At 58.6% G+C, this 18,574-nt stretch carries 24 protein-coding genes; 23 read left to right on the plus strand and 1 reads right to left on the minus strand.

The genetic code is table 11. The features are described from left to right. Positions 1-31: 31 nt before the first annotated feature. On the plus strand, positions 32-4,240 hold the full coding sequence (gene rpoC / locus AX760_RS10110) for a DNA-directed RNA polymerase subunit beta' (RefSeq protein WP_071832760.1): 4,209 nt from the start codon (positions 32-34) through the stop codon (positions 4,238-4,240). 153 nt (positions 4,241-4,393) lie between these two features. Here rpoC and AX760_RS10115 read toward each other — a convergent pair whose 3' ends face one another. After that, a complete protein-coding gene (locus AX760_RS10115; RefSeq protein WP_071832761.1) occupies positions 4,394-4,690 on the minus strand; it encodes a transcriptional regulator in 297 nt (98 codons plus the stop codon). Positions 4,691-5,271: 581 nt separating this feature from the next. Between AX760_RS10115 and rpsL the strand changes: the two genes are divergently transcribed. The 22 genes from rpsL (at position 5,272) to rplR (ending at position 18,437) form a co-directional block, all read left to right on the plus strand. Next, complete coding sequence (gene rpsL, locus AX760_RS10120; RefSeq protein ID WP_003507760.1) at positions 5,272-5,643, plus strand: 30S ribosomal protein S12; 372 nt, start codon at positions 5,272-5,274, stop codon at positions 5,641-5,643. Positions 5,644-5,737: 94 nt separating this feature from the next. Next, positions 5,738-6,208 carry a 30S ribosomal protein S7 gene (rpsG, locus tag AX760_RS10125; RefSeq protein WP_071832762.1) on the plus strand — a complete coding sequence of 157 codons (471 nt, stop codon included), beginning with the start codon at positions 5,738-5,740 and terminating at the stop codon, positions 6,206-6,208. Between the two features lie 30 nt (positions 6,209-6,238). Further along, a complete protein-coding gene (fusA, locus tag AX760_RS10130) occupies positions 6,239-8,338 on the plus strand; it encodes an elongation factor G (RefSeq protein WP_071832763.1) in 2,100 nt (699 codons plus the stop codon). Between the two features lie 73 nt (positions 8,339-8,411). Beyond that, a complete protein-coding gene (gene tuf / locus AX760_RS10135) occupies positions 8,412-9,587 on the plus strand; it encodes an elongation factor Tu (protein WP_071832764.1) in 1,176 nt (391 codons plus the stop codon). 400 nt (positions 9,588-9,987) lie between these two features. After that, a complete protein-coding gene (gene rpsJ, locus AX760_RS10140; protein ID WP_003507767.1) occupies positions 9,988-10,296 on the plus strand; it encodes a 30S ribosomal protein S10 in 309 nt (102 codons plus the stop codon). 140 nt (positions 10,297-10,436) lie between these two features. After that, complete coding sequence (gene rplC / locus AX760_RS10145; protein WP_071832765.1) at positions 10,437-11,132, plus strand: 50S ribosomal protein L3; 696 nt, start codon at positions 10,437-10,439, stop codon at positions 11,130-11,132. After that, positions 11,132-11,752 carry a 50S ribosomal protein L4 gene (rplD, locus tag AX760_RS10150; RefSeq protein ID WP_071832766.1) on the plus strand — a complete coding sequence of 207 codons (621 nt, stop codon included), beginning with the start codon at positions 11,132-11,134 and terminating at the stop codon, positions 11,750-11,752. The genes rplC and rplD overlap by 1 nt, the downstream gene beginning before the upstream one ends. Next, positions 11,749-12,042 carry a 50S ribosomal protein L23 gene (locus tag AX760_RS10155; RefSeq protein ID WP_071832767.1) on the plus strand — a complete coding sequence of 98 codons (294 nt, stop codon included), beginning with the start codon at positions 11,749-11,751 and terminating at the stop codon, positions 12,040-12,042. The genes rplD and AX760_RS10155 overlap by 4 nt, the downstream gene beginning before the upstream one ends. Before the next feature lie 57 nt (positions 12,043-12,099). Next, positions 12,100-12,936 carry a 50S ribosomal protein L2 gene (gene rplB, locus AX760_RS10160; protein WP_071832768.1) on the plus strand — a complete coding sequence of 279 codons (837 nt, stop codon included), beginning with the start codon at positions 12,100-12,102 and terminating at the stop codon, positions 12,934-12,936. 15 nt (positions 12,937-12,951) lie between these two features. Continuing rightward, positions 12,952-13,230 (plus strand): 30S ribosomal protein S19, encoded by a 279-nt coding sequence (rpsS, locus tag AX760_RS10165; RefSeq protein ID WP_071832769.1) that lies wholly within the window; start codon positions 12,952-12,954, stop codon positions 13,228-13,230. A gap of 2 nt (positions 13,231-13,232) precedes the next feature. Next, positions 13,233-13,622 (plus strand): 50S ribosomal protein L22, encoded by a 390-nt coding sequence (gene rplV / locus AX760_RS10170; protein WP_071832770.1) that lies wholly within the window; start codon positions 13,233-13,235, stop codon positions 13,620-13,622. Beyond that, the gene (gene rpsC, locus AX760_RS10175; RefSeq protein ID WP_071832771.1) at positions 13,622-14,335 is read left to right on the plus strand and encodes a 30S ribosomal protein S3; all 714 of its coding nucleotides are present in this window, start codon (positions 13,622-13,624) and stop codon (positions 14,333-14,335) included. Before rplV ends, rpsC begins: the two co-directional genes overlap by 1 nt. 38 nt (positions 14,336-14,373) lie before the next feature. Further along, positions 14,374-14,787, plus strand: coding sequence for a 50S ribosomal protein L16 (rplP, locus tag AX760_RS10180; RefSeq protein ID WP_018239489.1), 414 nt, complete (start codon positions 14,374-14,376; stop codon positions 14,785-14,787). A gap of 13 nt (positions 14,788-14,800) precedes the next feature. Then, the gene (gene rpmC, locus AX760_RS10185; protein WP_071832772.1) at positions 14,801-15,001 is read left to right on the plus strand and encodes a 50S ribosomal protein L29; all 201 of its coding nucleotides are present in this window, start codon (positions 14,801-14,803) and stop codon (positions 14,999-15,001) included. Positions 15,002-15,013: 12 nt separating this feature from the next. Further along, the gene (gene rpsQ / locus AX760_RS10190) at positions 15,014-15,250 is read left to right on the plus strand and encodes a 30S ribosomal protein S17 (protein WP_071832773.1); all 237 of its coding nucleotides are present in this window, start codon (positions 15,014-15,016) and stop codon (positions 15,248-15,250) included. Between the two features lie 240 nt (positions 15,251-15,490). After that, positions 15,491-15,859 carry a 50S ribosomal protein L14 gene (gene rplN, locus AX760_RS10195; RefSeq protein WP_018328276.1) on the plus strand — a complete coding sequence of 123 codons (369 nt, stop codon included), beginning with the start codon at positions 15,491-15,493 and terminating at the stop codon, positions 15,857-15,859. A gap of 12 nt (positions 15,860-15,871) precedes the next feature. Next, positions 15,872-16,183, plus strand: a complete 312-nt coding sequence (rplX, locus tag AX760_RS10200) for a 50S ribosomal protein L24 (protein ID WP_071832774.1) — start codon at positions 15,872-15,874, stop codon at positions 16,181-16,183. Continuing rightward, positions 16,176-16,736, plus strand: a complete 561-nt coding sequence (gene rplE, locus AX760_RS10205) for a 50S ribosomal protein L5 (protein WP_071832775.1) — start codon at positions 16,176-16,178, stop codon at positions 16,734-16,736. The genes rplX and rplE overlap by 8 nt, the downstream gene beginning before the upstream one ends. A 31-nt stretch (positions 16,737-16,767) precedes the next feature. Then, entirely contained in the window at positions 16,768-17,073 is a 306-nt protein-coding gene (rpsN, locus tag AX760_RS10210; protein ID WP_071832776.1) for a 30S ribosomal protein S14, read from the plus strand. 12 nt (positions 17,074-17,085) lie between these two features. Further along, entirely contained in the window at positions 17,086-17,484 is a 399-nt protein-coding gene (rpsH, locus tag AX760_RS10215) for a 30S ribosomal protein S8 (protein ID WP_071832777.1), read from the plus strand. Between the two features lie 41 nt (positions 17,485-17,525). Continuing rightward, complete coding sequence (gene rplF / locus AX760_RS10220) at positions 17,526-18,062, plus strand: 50S ribosomal protein L6 (protein ID WP_071832778.1); 537 nt, start codon at positions 17,526-17,528, stop codon at positions 18,060-18,062. 12 nt (positions 18,063-18,074) lie between these two features. Further along, complete coding sequence (rplR, locus tag AX760_RS10225; RefSeq protein ID WP_071832779.1) at positions 18,075-18,437, plus strand: 50S ribosomal protein L18; 363 nt, start codon at positions 18,075-18,077, stop codon at positions 18,435-18,437. The last annotated feature ends 137 nt before the right edge of the window (positions 18,438-18,574 follow it).

Here is an 18,574-nt window from a genome sequence, read left to right on the forward strand (position 1 = left end):
TGAGGGCGACACGCCCACGAAGGAGACAGGCATGAACCAAGAGGTCATGAATCTTTTCAATCCGCAGGTGCCTGCACAGACATTCGATTCCATCCGGATTTCGATTGCCTCGCCGGAGAAGATTCTCTCCTGGTCTTACGGTGAAATCAAAAAGCCGGAGACGATCAACTACCGTACCTTCAAGCCGGAACGCGACGGTCTTTTCTGCGCGCGTATTTTCGGCCCGATCAAGGATTACGAATGCTTGTGCGGCAAGTACAAGCGCATGAAGTACAAGGGCATTATCTGCGAAAAGTGCGGTGTGGAAGTCACACTGTCGCGCGTTCGCCGTGAGCGCATGGGCCATATCGAGCTTGCTGCGCCCGTTGCCCATATCTGGTTCCTGAAGTCGCTTCCCTCGCGCATCTCGACACTGCTCGACATGACGCTGAAGGATGTCGAGCGCGTTCTATACTTCGAGAACTACATCGTCACCGAGCCGGGCCTGACTTCGCTCAAGGAAAGCCAGCTGCTCTCGGAAGAAGAGTACATGCTTGCCGTCGACGAGTTCGGCGAAGACCAGTTCACCGCGATGATTGGTGCTGAAGCGATATATGAAATGCTCGCTTCGATGAATCTCGAGAAGATCGCCGGCGATCTGCGCTCGGACATGGCTGACACCACGTCCGAACTGAAGCAGAAGAAGCTGATGAAGCGCCTGAAGATCGTCGAGAACTTCATGGAATCGGGCAATCGTCCCGAATGGATGATCATGAAGGTCGTTCCCGTGATCCCGCCGGACCTGCGTCCGCTGGTTCCGCTGGACGGCGGCCGTTTCGCGACGTCCGACCTCAACGACCTCTATCGTCGCGTCATCAACCGCAACAACCGCCTGAAGCGCCTGATCGAGCTTCGTGCGCCTGGCATCATCATCCGCAACGAAAAGCGCATGCTGCAGGAATCCGTCGATGCGCTGTTCGACAACGGCCGTCGTGGTCGTGTCATCACCGGTGCCAACAAGCGTCCGCTGAAGTCGCTGTCCGACATGCTCAAGGGCAAGCAGGGCCGCTTCCGCCAGAACCTTCTCGGCAAGCGCGTCGACTATTCCGGTCGTTCGGTCATCGTGACCGGTCCGGAACTGAAGCTGCACCAGTGCGGCCTGCCGAAGAAGATGGCGCTCGAGCTTTTCAAGCCGTTCATCTATGCCCGTCTCGACGCCAAGGGGTACTCCTCGACTGTCAAGCAGGCCAAGAAGCTGGTCGAGAAGGAAAAGCCTGAGGTCTGGGATATCCTCGACGAGGTTATCCGCGAGCATCCGGTTCTCCTGAACCGCGCACCGACGCTGCACCGCCTGGGCATCCAGGCCTTTGAACCGACACTGGTCGAAGGCAAGGCCATCCAGTTGCACCCGCTCGTCTGCACGGCCTTCAACGCCGACTTCGACGGCGACCAGATGGCCGTTCACGTGCCGCTGTCGCTGGAAGCCCAGCTTGAAGCCCGCGTTCTCATGATGTCGACGAACAACATCCTGCACCCGGCCAACGGTGCACCGATCATCGTTCCGTCGCAGGACATGGTTCTCGGTCTCTACTATCTGTCGATCATGAACCAGAACGAGCCGGGCGAAGGCATGGCCTTCTCCGATCTCGGCGAACTGCATCACGCGCTTGAAACCAAGTCGGTGACGCTGCATGCCAAGATCCGTGGCCGCTTCAAGACTGTCGATGAAGAAGGCAAGCCCGTTTCGAAGATCTTCGAAACGACGCCAGGCCGCATGCTCATCGGCGAACTTCTGCCGAAGAACGTCAACGTGCCGTTCGACGTCTGCAACCAGGAACTGACCAAGAAGAACATCTCCAAGATGATCGACACGGTCTACCGCCACTGCGGCCAGAAGGACACGGTCATTTTCTGCGACCGCATCATGCAGCTCGGCTTTGCCCATGCCTGCCGCGCCGGCATTTCCTTCGGCAAGGACGACATGGTCATTCCGGAAACCAAGGCCAAGATCGTCGGTGACACCGAAAGCCTGGTGAAGGAATACGAACAGCAGTACAATGACGGTCTCATCACCCAGGGCGAAAAGTACAACAAGGTTGTCGACGCCTGGGGCAAGGCCACCGACAAGGTTGCCGAAGACATGATGGCCCGCATTAAGGCCGTCGAGTTCGACCCGGAGACCGGTCGTCAGAAGCCGATGAACGCCATTTACATGATGTCGCACTCCGGCGCCCGTGGTTCACCGAACCAGATGCGTCAGCTGGGCGGCATGCGCGGCCTGATGGCCAAGCCGTCGGGTGAAATCATCGAGACGCCGATCATCTCGAACTTCAAGGAAGGCCTGACCGTTAACGAGTACTTCAACTCGACCCACGGTGCCCGTAAGGGTCTCGCAGACACCGCCCTGAAGACTGCAAACTCCGGTTACCTGACGCGTCGTCTCGTTGACGTTGCGCAGGATTGCATCGTCAACTCCGTCGATTGCGGGACCGAAACCGGCCTGACCATGACCGCCATCGTCGATGCCGGTCAGGTTGTTGCCTCCATCGGTGTCCGCGTCCTTGGTCGTACGGCCCTCGACAACATCGATCATCCGGTCACCGGCGAGCGTATCGTCGATGCCGGTCGCATGATCCTTGAAGCCGATGTCGTCGAAATCGAGAAGGCCGGCATCCAGTCGATCCGTATTCGCTCGGCGCTGACCTGCGAAATCCAGACCGGCGTCTGCGGCGTCTGCTACGGACGTGACCTTGCACGCGGAACACCCGTCAACATGGGTGAGGCTGTCGGCGTTATTGCCGCGCAGTCGATCGGCGAGCCGGGCACACAGCTGACCATGCGTACGTTCCACCTTGGTGGCACGGCCAACGTGGTCGACCAGTCGTTCCTGGAAGCATCGTATGAAGGTACGATCCAGATCAAGAACCGCAACATGCTGCGCAACTCCGAAGGCATTCTCATTGCCATGGGCCGCAACATGGCGATCCAGATCCTTGACGAGCGCGGCGTGGAACGGTCCTCGCAGCGTGTCGCCTATGGTTCGAAGATCTTCGTCGACGACGCAGACAAGGTTCGCCGCGGTCAGCGTTTCGCCGAGTGGGACCCCTATACGCGTCCGATGATGACGGAAGTCGAAGGCACGGTTCATTTCGAGGATATCGTCGATGGTATCTCCGTTCTGGAAGCGACCGACGAAGCGACCGGCATCACCAAGCGTCAGGTTATCGACTGGCGTTCGACGCCGCGCGGTATCGATCTGAAGCCGGCGATCGTCATCAAGGACAAGAGCGGGGCAGTGATGAAGCTGTCGCGTGGCGGTGATGCCCGCTTCCTGCTGTCGGTTGACGCCATTCTCTCGGTCGAGCCGGGTACCAAGGTCTCCCAGGGTGACGTGCTCGCACGTTCGCCGCTGGAAAGCGCCAAGACGAAGGACATCACCGGCGGTCTGCCGCGTGTTGCCGAACTCTTCGAAGCGCGCCGCCCGAAGGATCACGCGATCATCGCCGAAATCGATGGTACGATCCGCTTTGGCCGCGACTACAAGAACAAGCGTCGCGTGCTGATCGAGCCGGCGGAAGACGGTGTCGAGCCGGTCGAATACCTGATCCCGAAGGGCAAGCCCTTCCATCTTCAGGATGGCGACTACATCGAAAAGGGTGACTACATCCTCGACGGTAACCCGGCACCGCACGACATCCTGGCCATCAAGGGCGTGGAGGCACTTGCGTCCTACCTCGTCAACGAGATCCAGGAAGTCTACCGCCTGCAGGGCGTTGTCATCAACGACAAGCACATCGAGGTGATCGTTCGCCAGATGCTGCAGAAGGTTGAAATCACCGACGCCGGTGACTCGACCTATATCGTTGGCGACAGCGTCGACCGCATCGAACTCGATGATGTCAACGACCAACTGATCGAACAGGGCAAGAAGCCGGCTTACGGCGATCCGGTCCTGCTCGGCATCACCAAGGCGTCGCTGCAGACACCGTCGTTCATCTCGGCCGCATCCTTCCAGGAAACCACAAAGGTTCTCACGGAAGCTGCGATTGCCGGCAAGACCGATGGCCTGCAGGGCCTCAAGGAAAACGTCATCGTCGGCCGTCTCATCCCGGCCGGTACCGGCGGCACCATGACCCAGATCCGTCGCATCGCGACGGCGCGCGACGAGATGATCCTCGAAGAGCGCCGCAAGGGTACGGGCGCCGACGTTGCAACACCGATGCTGACCGACATGGCATCCGAAGGTGCAGCGGCCGAGTAAGGCTTGAAAAGGCGAGGGCGGTCCTGCCGCCCTCCATACAACAATTGAAAAAGCCGCCCGGAGCGATCCGGGCGGCTTTTACGTTGATAGGCTCTGGGAAAAATCAGGGCTGTCCGAGGGCTGTGATGGGTCGTCGGACAAGGGATCCGGGAATTATCCGAAACGGATGATCGCCACTTCGCCGGTGAGTGCACCCTTGTAGGCGGAGGCATGCGGTTCTTCATCCGGAACGTCCTCCATCGTGCCGATCTGGTCGAGATCAGCCTCCAGGAAGCCTTCCTCGGCAAGCGCGTTCAGGGCCTCACGGACGGCCGTGTCGTCGTCCGGTGCGCGCAGCATCACATGGATGTCCACGCCTTCCTTGTCGCCGTCCTGCTCATAGGCCTTGCCGATGATGATGAACACCATCGGGCCGTCAAAGGAGTTGTCATTGTCCGGGGTCGCAGGCATGGGCTCTGTCCTCTTTCGAAATTTTCAGGCTTTGACGTTATCGCGAAACATGCAGCGGTGCCCAGAAAAAATGCGCTGCAACAGAATCGTTTTGCGCGAACACACCGATTCTTCCAGTTTGCCGTGTTTCTTTGCGATCGAACGCAAATTGATTTATGATTCTTTAACGCCACGGCAAGGGCGTTCCATTCCTGTCGCCGTCGCGCCCGAATTGGAACGCATACCCCTCGGAAAGCCTTGTTTTGCAGGGATGTGCGGCTCCCGACGCCAAGATTATTTATGAATCGCCCTTGACGACAGGCCCTTAAATCAGTACACCCCGCCGCATCGGAGCCCATGTGAGGCTGGCTGGTTCGGAACGACACGTTCTGAAGTTCGCCTCAAACAAGGTTCCAAAACGCACGCTGAAGACCAAAATGCTGCACGCACGACGCCTGACAGGGCGTCCTCTGCTTTCGCGGGCCATCTGCTGAAAGGCGGATAGGTCCTTGTTTGCGCATTTATCAGGCGTTCGAAACCGCCGGAGACGGCATCGATCCGCCCGCAAGGGTAATGAGACAGAATTTGTAAGGGATGGTTATATGCCTACCGTAAACCAGCTGATCCGCAAGCCGCGTCAGGCACAGGTAAAGCGCAACAAGGTTCCTGCTCTGCAGGAAAACCCGCAGAAGCGTGGCGTTTGCACGCGCGTTTACACGACGACCCCGAAGAAGCCGAACTCGGCTCTGCGTAAGGTTGCCAAGATTCGCCTGACCAACGGCTTCGAAGTCATCGGCTACATTCCAGGTGAAGGCCACAACCTTCAGGAACACTCCGTGGTGATGATCCGCGGCGGCCGCGTCAAGGACTTGCCGGGCGTTCGCTACCACATCATTCGTGGTGTTCTCGATACCCAGGGTGTCAAGAACCGCAAGCAGCGCCGCTCGAAGTACGGCGCAAAGCGTCCGAAGTAAGAGGGCGTCCGAAGCAATTCGGTTTCCACGATCAGGCGCTGCGCGAGGTTCTCCGCGTGTTGAGGCGCCATCTAACAATTGAGAGACAAAACGTATGTCCCGTCGTCATAGTGCAGAAAAGCGCGAGATCAATCCGGACCCGAAGTTCGGCGATCTGGTCGTCACCAAGTTCATGAACGCCATCATGCTTCATGGTAAGAAGTCGGTTGCCGAAACCATCGTCTACGGTGCTTTCGATGCGGTCCAGGCGAAGCTGAAGCAGGAGCCGGTTACGGTCTTCCATTCGGCCCTCGACAACATCGCACCGCACGTCGAAGTGCGTTCGCGCCGCGTTGGTGGTGCAACCTACCAGGTCCCGGTCGACGTTCGTCCCGAGCGCCGTCAGGCTCTCGCCATTCGCTGGCTGATCATTGCTGCCCGCAAGCGCAACGAAACCACCATGATCGATCGCCTCTGCGGCGAACTCATGGACGCTGCGAACAATCGTGGCTCCGCCGTCAAGAAGCGTGAAGACACGCACAAGATGGCCGACGCCAACCGCGCATTCTCGCATTATCGCTGGTAACCGAAACCAACGTCTCGAAAGGAGTCCTGTATGGCTCGCGAATACAAAATCGAAGACTACCGCAATTTCGGTATCATGGCGCATATCGACGCCGGCAAGACCACGACAACCGAGCGTATCCTGTATTACACAGGCAAGTCGCACAAGATCGGTGAAGTTCACGATGGCGCCGCCACCATGGACTGGATGGAGCAGGAGCAGGAACGTGGTATCACCATCACGTCCGCTGCCACGACGACCTACTGGAAGGGTCGCGATGGCAAGATGCGTCGCTTCAACATCATCGACACCCCCGGCCACGTCGACTTCACCATTGAAGTCGAGCGCTCGCTGCGTGTTCTCGACGGCGCAATTGCGCTGCTCGACGCCAACGCCGGTGTAGAGCCGCAGACGGAAACCGTCTGGCGTCAGGCTGAGAAGTACAACGTCCCGCGGATGATCTTCTGCAACAAGATGGACAAGACCGGCGCGGATTTCTACCGCTCGGTTGAGATGATCAAGACCCGTCTTGGTGCCATCGCCGTCGTCATGCAGTTGCCGATCGGTGCGGAAACAGAGTTCAAGGGTGTTATCGATCTGATCGAGATGAATGCTCTCGTCTGGCGCGATGAACAGCTCGGCGCCCAGTGGGATGTTGTCGAGATCCCTGATGACATGAAGGAAAAGGCAGCGGAATATCGCGAGAAGATGATCGAGCAGGTCGTCGATATCGATGAAGTCGCTACCGAAAACTACCTGAACGGTATTATGCCTGACAATGAGCAGATTCGTGCGCTCGTTCGCCGCGGCACCATCGACGTCAAGTTCCACCCGATGTTCTGCGGTACGGCCTTCAAGAACAAGGGCGTTCAGCCTTTGCTCGACGCCGTCGTCGAATATCTGCCGTCGCCGCTCGACATTCCGTCGATCAAGGGCATCGATGTGAAGACCGAAGCTGAAATTGCCCGTCATCCTTCGGATGAAGAGCCATTGTCGATGCTCGCCTTCAAGATCATGAACGACCCTTTCGTCGGTTCGCTCACCTTCGCCCGTATCTATTCCGGCAAGCTCACAAAGGGCACGTCGGTGATGAACACGGTCAAGGAAAAGCGCGAGCGCGTTGGTCGCATGCTGCAGATGCATTCCAATTCCCGTGAAGACATCGAAGAAGCCTTTGCCGGCGACATCGTTGCCCTCGCAGGCCTCAAGGAAACCACCACCGGCGACACGCTCTGCGATCCGCTGAACCAGGTTATCCTCGAGCGCATGGAATTCCCCGAGCCGGTCATCCAGATCGCGATCGAGCCGAAGACCAAGGGCGACCAGGAAAAGATGGGCCTCGCGCTCAATCGCCTCGCTGCTGAAGATCCTTCGTTCCGCGTCAAGACGGATGAAGAATCCGGCCAGACGATCATTGCTGGCATGGGTGAACTTCACCTCGACATTCTCGTCGACCGCATGCGCCGCGAATTCAAGGTTGAAGCGACCGTCGGCGCGCCGCAGGTTGCCTACCGTGAATCGATCACGAGGAAGCACGAGGAAGACTACACGCACAAGAAGCAGTCCGGTGGTACCGGCCAGTTCGCGCGCGTCAAGATCATTTTCGAACCAAACCCCGATGGCGACGACTTCAAGTTCGAGTCGAAGATTGTCGGCGGCACGATCCCGAAGGAATACATCCCCGGCGTCCAGAAGGGCATCGAGAGCGTTCTGTCTTCGGGTCCGCTGGCCGGCTTCCCGATGCTGGGCGTCAAGGCGACGCTCATCGACGGTGCCTTCCATGATGTCGACTCTTCGGTTCTGGCCTTCGAAATCGCCTCCCGCGCCTGCTTCCGTGAAGCGGCCAAGAAGGCTGGCGCTCAGTTGCTTGAGCCGATGATGAAGGTCGAAGTGGTAACGCCGGAAGATTACGTCGGTGACGTGATCGGCGATCTGAACTCGCGTCGCGGTCAGATCCAGGGGCAGGAGTCGCGCGGCATCGCCGTTGTGATCAACGCCAACGTTCCGCTCGCGAACATGTTCAAGTACGTGGATAACCTTCGCTCGATGAGCCAGGGCCGTGCACAGTACACCATGACCTTCGATCACTATGCGCCGGTTCCGTCGAACGTGTCGCAGGAAATCCAGGCGAAGTATTCCGGTCAGAAGTGATCGGACTATCTTCAGCCAGTTGACAGAAACATAGAATTACCCCCTTGCGGGGTCACAAAACGGAGAGCCGGAAATGGCAAAGAGCAAATTTGAGCGCAACAAGCCGCACGTCAACATTGGCACGATTGGCCACGTCGACCATGGCAAGACGTCACTGACGGCAGCGATCACGAAGTATTTCGGCGAATACAAGGCGTATGACCAGATCGACGCTGCCCCGGAAGAAAAGGCGCGCGGCATCACCATCTCGACGGCGCACGTCGAATACGAGACGACTGCCCGTCACTATGCCCACGTTGACTGCCCCGGCCACGCCGACTACGTCAAGAACATGATCACCGGTGCAGCGCAGATGGACGGCGCGATCCTGGTTTGCTCGGCAGCCGACGGCCCGATGCCGCAGACCCGCGAGCACATCCTGCTTGCCCGTCAGGTCGGCGTTCCCGCGATCGTCGTGTTCCTGAACAAGGTCGACCAGGTTGACGACGCCGAACTTCTCGAGCTCGTCGAGCTGGAAGTGCGCGAACTCCTGTCGATGTACGATTTCCCGGGCGACGACATCCCGATCGTCAAGGGGTCGGCTCTGGCCGCGCTTGAAGATTCGGACAAGAAGATCGGTGAAGACTCGATCCGCGAGCTGATGGCTGCTGTCGACGCCTACATCCCGACGCCTGAGCGTCCGATCAACCTGCCGTTCCTGCTGCCGATCGAAGACGTGTTCTCGATCTCGGGTCGTGGTACGGTTGTGACCGGTCGCGTTGAGCGCGGCATCGTCAAGGTTGGTGAAGAAGTCGAAATCGTCGGCATCCGCGCCACCACCAAGACGACGGTGACCGGCGTTGAAATGTTCCGCAAGCTGCTCGACCAGGGCCAGGCCGGCGACAACATCGGCGCGCTGATCCGCGGCGTCACCCGTGACGGCGTCGAGCGTGGCCAGATCCTGTGCAAGCCGGGTTCGGTCAAGCCGCACAAGAAGTTCATGGCTGAAGCCTACATACTGACGAAGGAAGAGGGCGGTCGTCATACACCGTTCTTCACCAACTATCGTCCGCAGTTCTACTTCCGCACGACGGACGTGACCGGCATCGTGTCGCTTCCGGAAGGCACGGAAATGGTCATGCCTGGCGATAACGTCACGGTTGCCGTCGAGCTGATCGTTCCGATCGCGATGGAAGAAAAGCTGCGCTTCGCGATCCGCGAAGGCGGTCGTACCGTCGGCGCCGGCATCGTCGCCTCGATCGTCGAGTAATCGACGGGCGACGGTGGTGAAAGCTGCCGACGCATCCAGGACTGTGCAGATGGCGCGCAAGCGCGATCTGCACGCGGCGCCGGAATTGTAGGCTCCATCGTCGAGTAGATTTACTCGGTTGGAATCGGCGTTTAGAAGCGCCGATTCCGGATCATCAGTTGGTCGAAGCATGCTGTTTGACGGTATGCCTCTCGAATTGGCGGTAGCGCGAAAAAATCGCGCTGCCGTAGGCGTTCGGCCATTGTGTCCGGCGCCGATTCCGTATATGTGCGGGTCGATTTTGCAGATTTAAGACAGAGGTCGATTTGTCCTTTGTGCTCTTTGAAGCATCAGCGCCCGGAAACGAATGACGAACCGCCTTGCAAAAGGCTGTCGCCTAACAAGAACAAGGATAACTCGAATGAATGGCCAGAACATCCGCATCCGCCTGAAGGCGTTTGATCACCGGATTCTTGATGCCTCCACGCGGGAAATCGTTTCGACGGCCAAGCGCACGGGTGCTTCGGTCCGCGGCCCGGTTCCGCTGCCGACACGGATTGAGAAGTTCACTGTGAACCGCTCGCCCCACGTCGACAAGAAGAGCCGCGAACAGTTCGAGATGCGCACGCACAAGCGTCTGCTCGACATCGTCGACCCGACACCGCAGACCGTTGACGCGCTGATGAAGCTCGACCTCGCTGCCGGCGTTGATGTGGAAATCAAGCTTTAAAAACAAGGAAGGTACGTGGATTTCGGTCCAACGGCTTCCAGAAACGGGCGACCCGAGTTTCCGCAAGGAGGCGAGGGAAACCTTAAACAAGAGGTGTGGAAGGGTTCGCCCGGACACTAACTCTCAAGAGGAATGAACCGATGCGTTCAGGTGTGATTGCACAGAAAGTGGGTATGACCCGCGTCTATAACGACGCTGGTGAACATATTCCGGTAACAGTGTTGCGGATGGAAAACTGCCAGGTGGTAGCCCAGCGCACAGACGACAAGAATGGCTACACGGCAGTTCAGCTCGGTGCTGGCACGGCCAAGGTCAAGAATACCCCGAAGGCCATGCGTGGCCATTTCGCTGCTGCAAGCGTCGAGCCCAAGGCAAAGCTGGTCGAATTTCGTGTGTCCACGGACAACCTGATCGACGTCGGCTCGGAAATCACCGCAAGCCACTTCATCGCCGGCCAGCTGGTCGACGTGACCGGTACCTCGGTCGGTAAGGGTTTCGCCGGTGCCATGAAGCGCCATAACTTCGGCGGTCTTCGTGCAACGCACGGCGTGTCCGTTTCGCACCGCTCGCATGGTTCGACCGGTTCGAACCAGGATCCGGGCCGCGTCTGGAAGGGCAAGCGCATGGCTGGCCACATGGGCCAGACCCGCATCACCACACAGAACCTCGAAGTCGTGTCGACCGATGAAGATCGCGGCCTGATCCTCGTCAAGGGTGCCGTTCCCGGCTCCAAGGGTTCCTGGATTGTCGTTCGCGACGCCATCAAGTCGGGTATTCCGGAAAGCGCTCCGCGCCCGGCAGCACTCCGCACTGCAGTAACCGAGGGAGCCGAATAATGGATCTCACCGTCACCACCCTTGAGGGTAAAGACGCTGGAAAGGTCTCCCTTTCTGACGCAATCTTCGGCCTCGAGCCGCGTTCGGACATTATCGCTCGTGTTGTTCGCTGGCAGCTCGCCAAGAAGCAGCAGGGCACGCACAAGTCCAAGACCCGTGCGGAAATCGCTCGCACCGGTGCCAAGATGTTCAAGCAGAAGGGTACGGGCCGCGCTCGTCACCACTCCGCTCGCGCTCCGCAGTTCCGCGGCGGCGGCAAGGCCCACGGCCCGGTTGTTCGCAGCCATGCCCATGACCTGCCGAAGAAGGTTCGCGCGCTTGGCCTTCGCCATGCGCTGTCGGCCAAGCTTCGTGCCGAAGAGCTGATCATCATCGACGACCTGGTTGCGGCGGAAGCCAAGACAAAGGCGCTGACCGGTGCATTCGCCTCGATGGGCCTGACCAACGTGTTGTTCATCGGCGGCGCCGAGCTGGACAGCAATTTCAAGCTCGCAGCCCAGAACATCCCGAATGTGGACGTCCTGCCGGTTCAGGGCATCAATGTTTACGACATCCTGCGTCGCGGCAAGCTCGTGCTTTCCAAGGCAGCGGTTGAAGCCCTCGAGGAGCGGTTCAAATGACGGATCTTCGCCACTATGATGTGATCGTATCTCCTTCGATCACCGAAAAGTCGACGCTCTTGTCCGAGCAGAACCAGATGGTCTTCAACGTCGCCAAGGGCGCCTCGAAGCCGGAAATCAAGGCTGCCATCGAAGCTCTGTTCGGCGTCAAGGTGACGGCTGTGAACACGCTGCTTCGCAAGGGCAAGACCAAGCGTTTCCGCGGCTTTGTCGGCAAGCAGAAGGATGTCAAGAAGGCAATCGTCACGCTCGCGGACGGTCAGTCGATCGACATCTCCACCGGCCTCTAAAGGTTAGACCCAGCGCGGTTACAAACCCCGGGTACAGACCCAAAAGGGAACAAGAAAATGGCATTGAAAAGTTTCAATCCGACGACACCAAGCCAGCGTCAGCTGGTTATCGTCGATCGGTCCGGCCTGCATAAGGGCAAGCCGGTCAAGTCGCTGACGGAAGGCCTGTCCTCCAAGGGCGGCCGTAACAACCTGGGTCGCATCACGGTGCGCTTCCAGGGCGGCGGTCACAAGCGGACCTACCGTCTGGTCGACTTCAAGCGTCGCAAGTTCGACATTGAAGGCACAGTCCAGCGCCTTGAATACGACCCGAACCGTACAGCCTTCATTGCGCTGATCACCTATGCCGACGGCGAACAGGCCTACATCATCGCTCCGCAGCGTCTTGCTGCCGGCGACAAGGTCATCGCTTCCGACAAGGCCGTCGACGTCAAGCCGGGCAACACCATGCCGCTGCAGTTCATGCCGGTTGGTTCGATCGTTCACAACGTCGAGATGAAGCCGGGCAAGGGTGGGCAGATCGCCCGTTCGGCCGGCGCCTATGTCCAGCTGGTCGGTCGTGACCAGGGCATGGCGATCCTTCGTCTCAACTCCGGCGAACAGCGCCTGGTGCACGGCTCCTGCCTTGCAACGATCGGTGCTGTCTCGAACCCCGATCACGGCAACATCAACGACGGCAAGGCCGGTCGTTCACGTTGGCGCGGCAAGATGCCGCATGTTCGCGGTGTCGTCATGAACCCTGTTGACCATCCGCACGGCGGTGGTGAAGGCCGCACCTCGGGTGGTCGTCATCCGGTTTCGCCTTGGGGCAAGCCCACCAAGGGCAAGCGGACGCGTTCGAACAAGTCGACAGACAAGTTCATCATGCGCTCGCGTCATCAGCGTAAGAAGTAAGAGAGGAAGTCTCCAATGGCTCGTTCAGTATGGAAAGGTCCGTTTGTTGACGGCTATCTTCTCAAGAAGGCTGAGAAGGTTCGTGAAGGCGGTCGTAACGAAGTGATCAAGATGTGGAGCCGTCGCTCCACCATCCTGCCGCAGTTCGTCGGTCTCACGTTCGGCGTCTACAACGGCAGCAAGCACATTCCGGTCAGTGTCAACGAAGACATGGTCGGTCACAAGTTCGGTGAATTCTCTCCGACCCGGACCTATTACGGTCACGGTGCGGACAAGAAGGCAAAGAGGAAGTAATCATGGGTAAGGCAAAAGCCGAACGCCGGCTGAAGGATAATGAAGCGCAGGCGATCGCGCGCACGATCCGTGTCAGCCCCCAGAAGCTCAACCTGGTCGCTGCGATGATCCGCGGCAAGAAGGTTGAACGCGCTCTGGCCGAACTGGAATTCTCCCGCAAGCGCATCTCGGACACGGTCAAGAAGACCCTTCAGTCCGCCATTGCAAATGCCGAGAACAACCACGATCTCGACGTCGACAGCTTGATTGTCGCCGAAGCCTACGTTGGCAAGTCGATCACCATGAAGCGTTTCCACGCCCGTGGCCGCGGTCGCGCATCGCGCATCGAAAAGCCGTTCTCGCACTTGACGATCGTTGTTCGTGAAGTCGAAGCCAAAGGGGAGGCCGCATAATGGGTCAGAAGATCAATCCAATCGGTTTCCGCCTCGGCATCAACCGTACCTGGGATAGCCGCTGGTTCGCGGACAATGCCGAATACGGTCAGCTGCTGCACGAAGACCTGAAGATCCGCGCTTTCATCATGGAAGAGCTGAAGCAGGCCGGCATCGCCAAGGTGGTTATCGAGCGTCCGCACAAGAAGTGCCGCGTCACGATCCACTCGGCTCGCCCGGGTCTCATCATCGGCAAGAAGGGCGCAGACATCGAAAAGCTGCGCAAGAAGATCGCCGAGATGACCAAGTCGGAAACGCACCTCAACATCGTTGAAGTGCGCAAGCCGGAACTCGACTCGACGCTCGTTGCCCAGGGCATTGCCCAGCAGCTCGAACGCCGCGTGGCTTTCCGTCGTGCCATGAAGCGTGCGGTTCAGTCAGCTATGCGTCTCGGCGCAGAAGGCATCAAGATCACCTGCGGCGGCCGTCTCGGCGGTGCTGAAATCGCCCGTACCGAATGGTACCGCGAAGGTCGGGTGCCGTTGCACACGCTGCGCGCCGACATCGACTACGGTGTTGCTGAAGCCAAGACGGCTTTCGGCATCTGCGGTATCAAGGTCTGGATCTTCAAGGGCGAAATCCTTGAGCATGATCCGATGGCTTCCGAACGCCGCGCGTCCGAAAACGATGCACAGGGTGCTGCTTCCAACAACCGCCGTCGTGAAAACGCGTAACAGGCGCATCTGGCAGCCGATATCGGAGAATTAAAAAAATGTTGCAGCCAAAGCGTACGAAATACCGCAAGCAGTTCAAGGGACGCATCAAGGGCGTCGCCAAGGGCGGTTCCGACCTCGCATTCGGCGAGTTCGGCCTGAAGTCTCAGGAACCGAATCGTGTGAATGCACGCGAGATCGAAGCGGCCCGCCGCGCGATCACGCGTCACATGAAGCGCGCGGGCCGTGTTTGGATCCGCGTATTCCCAGACGTTCCGGTCACGGCTAAGCCGACCGAAGTGCGTATGGGTAAAGGTAAGGGTTCGGTTGAATATTGGGCTTGCAAGGTCAAGCCCGGCCGAATGATGTTCGAAATCGACGGCGTCAGCGAAGAACTCGCCCGTGAGGCTCTTCGCCTTGGTGCTGCGAAACTCTCTGTCAAGACGCGCTTCGTTCAGCGCATTGCAGAGTAAGGAGTAAAGCCCCATGAAAGCCACAGACGTTCGGGCGCTTAGCGCCGATCAGCTCAACGAACAGCTCGCCAGCCTGAAGAAGGAGCAGTTCAACCTGCGCTTCCAGAAGGCCACCGGCCAGCTCGAAAAGTCGTCGCGCATCAATGAAGTCCGTAAGGACATTGCGCGCGTCAAAACCATTGCCCGCCAGAAGGCGGCAGAAGCCAAGGCTTAAGGATCTAAGAATATGCCAAAACGCATTCTGCAGGGCACCGTCGTCAGCGACAAGAACGACAAGACCGTAGTGGTTCTCGTCGAGCGTCGATTCGCGCACCCGATCTTCCAGAAGACCGTTCGTCGGTCCAAGAAGTACAAGGCGCATGACGAAAACAATCAGTACAAGGTCGGCGACGCCGTTTCCATTCAGGAATGCGCCCCGATTTCCAAGGACAAGACCTGGACGGTGGTGGTCGCCCAGGCTTAATTTACGGAAGAACCGCGTCTGGCCCTTGCGCCAGGCGCGAAATTCTGTATGAAGCAGCACAAGAACGCTCGCACCTCGGGCGTTCTTTTGCTTTAGCGCACGGAAGGTCCTGTTTTCAGGAAACCACCCTGGCACGATCGATCCCGCGCGAAGACAGAAATTTCAGAAGCTGGAACAGGGGGCCCTCCATCTGAAGGAGTGGGCCCAACCGGTCCGGTCACAACAAGAAGGCGACCTGACATGATTCAGATGCAAACAAACCTCGACGTGGCGGATAATTCCGGCGCACGTCGTGTCATGTGCATCAAGGTGCTGGGCGGCTCCAAGCGCAAGTACGCTTCGGTCGGCGACATTATCGTCGTTTCGATCAAGGAAGCGATCCCGCGGGGCCGCGTCAAGAAGGGTGACGTGATGAAGGCGGTTGTTGTACGCACCGCCAAGGACATCCGTCGTCCGGATGGCAGCGTCATCCGTTTCGATAACAACGCAGCTGTTCTTATCGACAACAAGAAAGAGCCGATCGGCACCCGTATCTTCGGACCGGTTCCGCGCGAACTTCGCGCCAAGAACCACATGAAGATCATCTCGCTGGCTCCAGAAGTGCTGTAAGGAGCGATAGAGATGCAAAAGATTCGTAAGGGCGACAAGGTCGTCGTACTCACTGGCAAGGACAAGGGTCGTTCCGGTGAAGTCATTCAAGTGTTGCCAAAAGAAGACCGTGCCGTTGTGCGTGGCGTGAACATGGTGAAGCGTCACCAGCGCCAGACCCAGGCTCAGGAAGCTGGCATCATCAACAAGGAAGCCTCCATTCACCTGTCCAACCTCGGGGTTGCAGACAAGGACGGCAAGCCGACCCGCGTCGGCTTCAAGGTTCTTGAGGACGGCAAGAAGGTCCGCGTGGCCAAGCGTTCGGGAGAAGTGATCGATGGCTGACACCAAGAAGTATGAGCCCCGTCTGAAAACGGCCTATGTCGAGCGTATCTCGCAGGCGATGCAGGAGAAGTTCTCCTATGCAAACGTCATGCAGATCCCGCGTCTCGACAAGATCGTCATCAACATGGGTGTTGGCGAATCGACCGCCGACAGCAAGAAGCCCACGGTCGCTGCTGCCGACCTCGCGATGATCGCTGGCCAGAAGCCGGTCATCACACGCGCACGCACATCGATCGCCGGCTTCAAGCTGCGCGAAGAAATGCCGATCGGCGCCAAGGTAACCCTTCGCGGCGTTCGCATGTACGAATTCCTGGACCGTCTGATCAACATCGCGCTTCCGCGCGTTCGCGACTTTCGCGGCCTGAATCCGAAAAGCTTTGACGGCCGTGGCAACTTCGCCATGGGCATCAAGGAGCACATTGTGTTCCCGGAGATCAACTACGACAAGGTTGATCAGATGTGGGGCATGGACATCATCGTTTGCACGACGGCAACGAACGACGACGAAGCACGCGCTCTGCTCACAGAGTTCAACTTCCCGTTCCGCCAGTAAGCCGTAACGACAAGCAGAAGGATAAAGTTTAATGGCGAAAACGAGCGCAGTTGAAAAGAACAACCGCCGCCGTAAGTCGGTTGCCCAGGAAGCCTCGAAACGGGCAGCCCTCAAGGCAACGATCATGAACCAGTCTCTTCCGATCGAAGAGCGGTTCAAGGCAACCCTGAAGCTGGCCAGCCTGCCGCGTGACGGATCCAAGACCCGGGTTCGCAATCGCTGCGAAGTGACCGGCCGCCCGCGCGCATATTATCGCAAACTCAAGATGTCGCGTATTGCGCTTCGCGAACTCGGCAATTTCGGCAAGGTGCCGGGTATTGTCAAGTCGAGCTGGTAAGGAGACGGGCACATGGCAATGACAGATCCGCTGGGCGATATGCTCACACGTATCCGCAACGGTGCTGCACGCCGCAAGTCGGTGGTTTCGACCCCGGCTTCCAAGCTGCGCGCCCGCGTTCTGGATGTCCTTCAGGCTGAAGGCTACATCCGTGGATACTCCGAAGTCGAATTTGGTAACGGCAAGGCCGAGATCAACATCGAATTGAAATACTACGAAGGTGCGTCGGTGATCCGTGAGATCGGCCGCGTATCGAAGCCGGGCCGCCGAGTTTATGTCTCGGTGAAGTCCATTCCGCAGGTCGCGAACGGTCTCGGCATCACTATCCTTTCGACTCCGAAGGGTGTGATGGCTGATCACCAGGCACGTGAACAGAACGTTGGCGGTGAGGTTCTCTGCTCCGTATTCTAATACGGTTCAGTGATCTCCATAACGGACAGACAGGTTGAACAATGTCTCGTATCGGTAAAAAACCCGTTCCGGTTCCTGCAGGTGTCACGGCCACGATTGATGGCCAAAAAGTGACTGCCAAGGGCCCGAAGGGTGAACTCTTCTTTGTCGCAAATGACGAAGTGCTCGTTAAGCTGGAAGACAACAATGCGGTGTCGGTGACCCCGGTTGACCAGTCCAAGAATGCTCGCTCAAAGTGGGGCATGTCCCGCACGATGATCGAAAACATCTTCAAGGGCGTCAAGGATGGTTACGAGCGCAAGCTCGAAATCAACGGCGTCGGCTATCGTGCATCGCTGCAGGGCAAGAACCTTCAGCTGGCGCTCGGCTTCAGCCATGACGTCGTCTACCAGCCGCCGGAAGGCATCTCCATTGCTGTGCCGAAGCCGACGGAAATCGTCGTCACCGGCATCAACAAGCAGCAGGTCGGCCAGGTCGCCGCGGAAATCCGCGAGTACCGTGGCCCCGAGCCCTACAAGGGCAAGGGTGTCAAGTATGCCGGCGAGCGGATCATCCGCAAAGAAGGCAAGAAGAAGTAAGGATCACGCGAAATGGCTACAAGGAAAGAGACTCTTGTGCGCCGCGCCAGCCGCGTGCGCCGTCAAATCAAGAAGGTGGCCAATGGCCGTCTTCGCCTGTCGGTTCATCGCTCGTCGAAGAACATCTACGCACAGGTTATCGACGATGTTGCAGGCAAGACCATCGCGTCCGCCTCGACACTCGACACCGATCTGCGCCCGTCTTTGAAGACCGGCGCCGACACGGCGGCAGCTGCCGCCGTTGGCAAGCTCCTCGCAGAGCGCGCTTCGAAGGCCGGCATCAAGGACGTTGTCTTTGATCGTGGCGCCTTCATCTATCACGGCCGCGTCAAGGCGCTCGCCGAGGCAGCCCGCGAGGGTGGCCTGAACTTCTAGTGCGCCGTGCGTTCGCGTGAACGCGTCCGGGCCGCACTGGTCTTCAAGATGATATCCGTCCGGGCCTGCCTGGGCGGATCATCGAACCGCTTTTCATAAAAGCGCGTCGCTACCGCTCCTTCGCACGAGCGGGGCGA

The sequence above is a fragment of the Pararhizobium antarcticum genome (assembly GCF_001885585.1).
Taxonomy (GTDB): Bacteria; Pseudomonadota; Alphaproteobacteria; order Rhizobiales; family Rhizobiaceae; genus Pararhizobium; species Pararhizobium antarcticum.

Coding starts and splice junctions, on each gene's coding strand:
- rpsQ (WP_071832773.1), top strand. CDS start 15,014: ATGCCAAAACGCATTCTGCAGGGCACCGTCGTCAGCGACAAGAACGAC.
- rpsN (WP_071832776.1), top strand. CDS start 16,768: ATGGCGAAAACGAGCGCAGTTGAAAAGAACAACCGCCGCCGTAAGTCG.
- rplC (WP_071832765.1), top strand. CDS start 10,437: ATGCGTTCAGGTGTGATTGCACAGAAAGTGGGTATGACCCGCGTCTAT.
- fusA (WP_071832763.1), top strand. CDS start 6,239: ATGGCTCGCGAATACAAAATCGAAGACTACCGCAATTTCGGTATCATG.
- rpsC (WP_071832771.1), top strand. CDS start 13,622: ATGGGTCAGAAGATCAATCCAATCGGTTTCCGCCTCGGCATCAACCGT.
- rpsJ (WP_003507767.1), top strand. CDS start 9,988: ATGAATGGCCAGAACATCCGCATCCGCCTGAAGGCGTTTGATCACCGG.
- rplN (WP_018328276.1), top strand. CDS start 15,491: ATGATTCAGATGCAAACAAACCTCGACGTGGCGGATAATTCCGGCGCA.
- rplX (WP_071832774.1), top strand. CDS start 15,872: ATGCAAAAGATTCGTAAGGGCGACAAGGTCGTCGTACTCACTGGCAAG.
- rplE (WP_071832775.1), top strand. CDS start 16,176: ATGGCTGACACCAAGAAGTATGAGCCCCGTCTGAAAACGGCCTATGTC.
- rplP (WP_018239489.1), top strand. CDS start 14,374: ATGTTGCAGCCAAAGCGTACGAAATACCGCAAGCAGTTCAAGGGACGC.
- AX760_RS10115 (WP_071832761.1), bottom strand. CDS start 4,690: ATGCCTGCGACCCCGGACAATGACAACTCCTTTGACGGCCCGATGGTG.
- rplV (WP_071832770.1), top strand. CDS start 13,233: ATGGGTAAGGCAAAAGCCGAACGCCGGCTGAAGGATAATGAAGCGCAG.
- AX760_RS10155 (WP_071832767.1), top strand. CDS start 11,749: ATGACGGATCTTCGCCACTATGATGTGATCGTATCTCCTTCGATCACC.
- rpoC (WP_071832760.1), top strand. CDS start 32: ATGAACCAAGAGGTCATGAATCTTTTCAATCCGCAGGTGCCTGCACAG.
- rplF (WP_071832778.1), top strand. CDS start 17,526: ATGTCTCGTATCGGTAAAAAACCCGTTCCGGTTCCTGCAGGTGTCACG.
- rplD (WP_071832766.1), top strand. CDS start 11,132: ATGGATCTCACCGTCACCACCCTTGAGGGTAAAGACGCTGGAAAGGTC.
- rpsL (WP_003507760.1), top strand. CDS start 5,272: ATGCCTACCGTAAACCAGCTGATCCGCAAGCCGCGTCAGGCACAGGTA.
- rpsS (WP_071832769.1), top strand. CDS start 12,952: ATGGCTCGTTCAGTATGGAAAGGTCCGTTTGTTGACGGCTATCTTCTC.
- rplR (WP_071832779.1), top strand. CDS start 18,075: ATGGCTACAAGGAAAGAGACTCTTGTGCGCCGCGCCAGCCGCGTGCGC.
- tuf (WP_071832764.1), top strand. CDS start 8,412: ATGGCAAAGAGCAAATTTGAGCGCAACAAGCCGCACGTCAACATTGGC.
- rplB (WP_071832768.1), top strand. CDS start 12,100: ATGGCATTGAAAAGTTTCAATCCGACGACACCAAGCCAGCGTCAGCTG.
- rpsG (WP_071832762.1), top strand. CDS start 5,738: ATGTCCCGTCGTCATAGTGCAGAAAAGCGCGAGATCAATCCGGACCCG.
- rpmC (WP_071832772.1), top strand. CDS start 14,801: ATGAAAGCCACAGACGTTCGGGCGCTTAGCGCCGATCAGCTCAACGAA.
- rpsH (WP_071832777.1), top strand. CDS start 17,086: ATGGCAATGACAGATCCGCTGGGCGATATGCTCACACGTATCCGCAAC.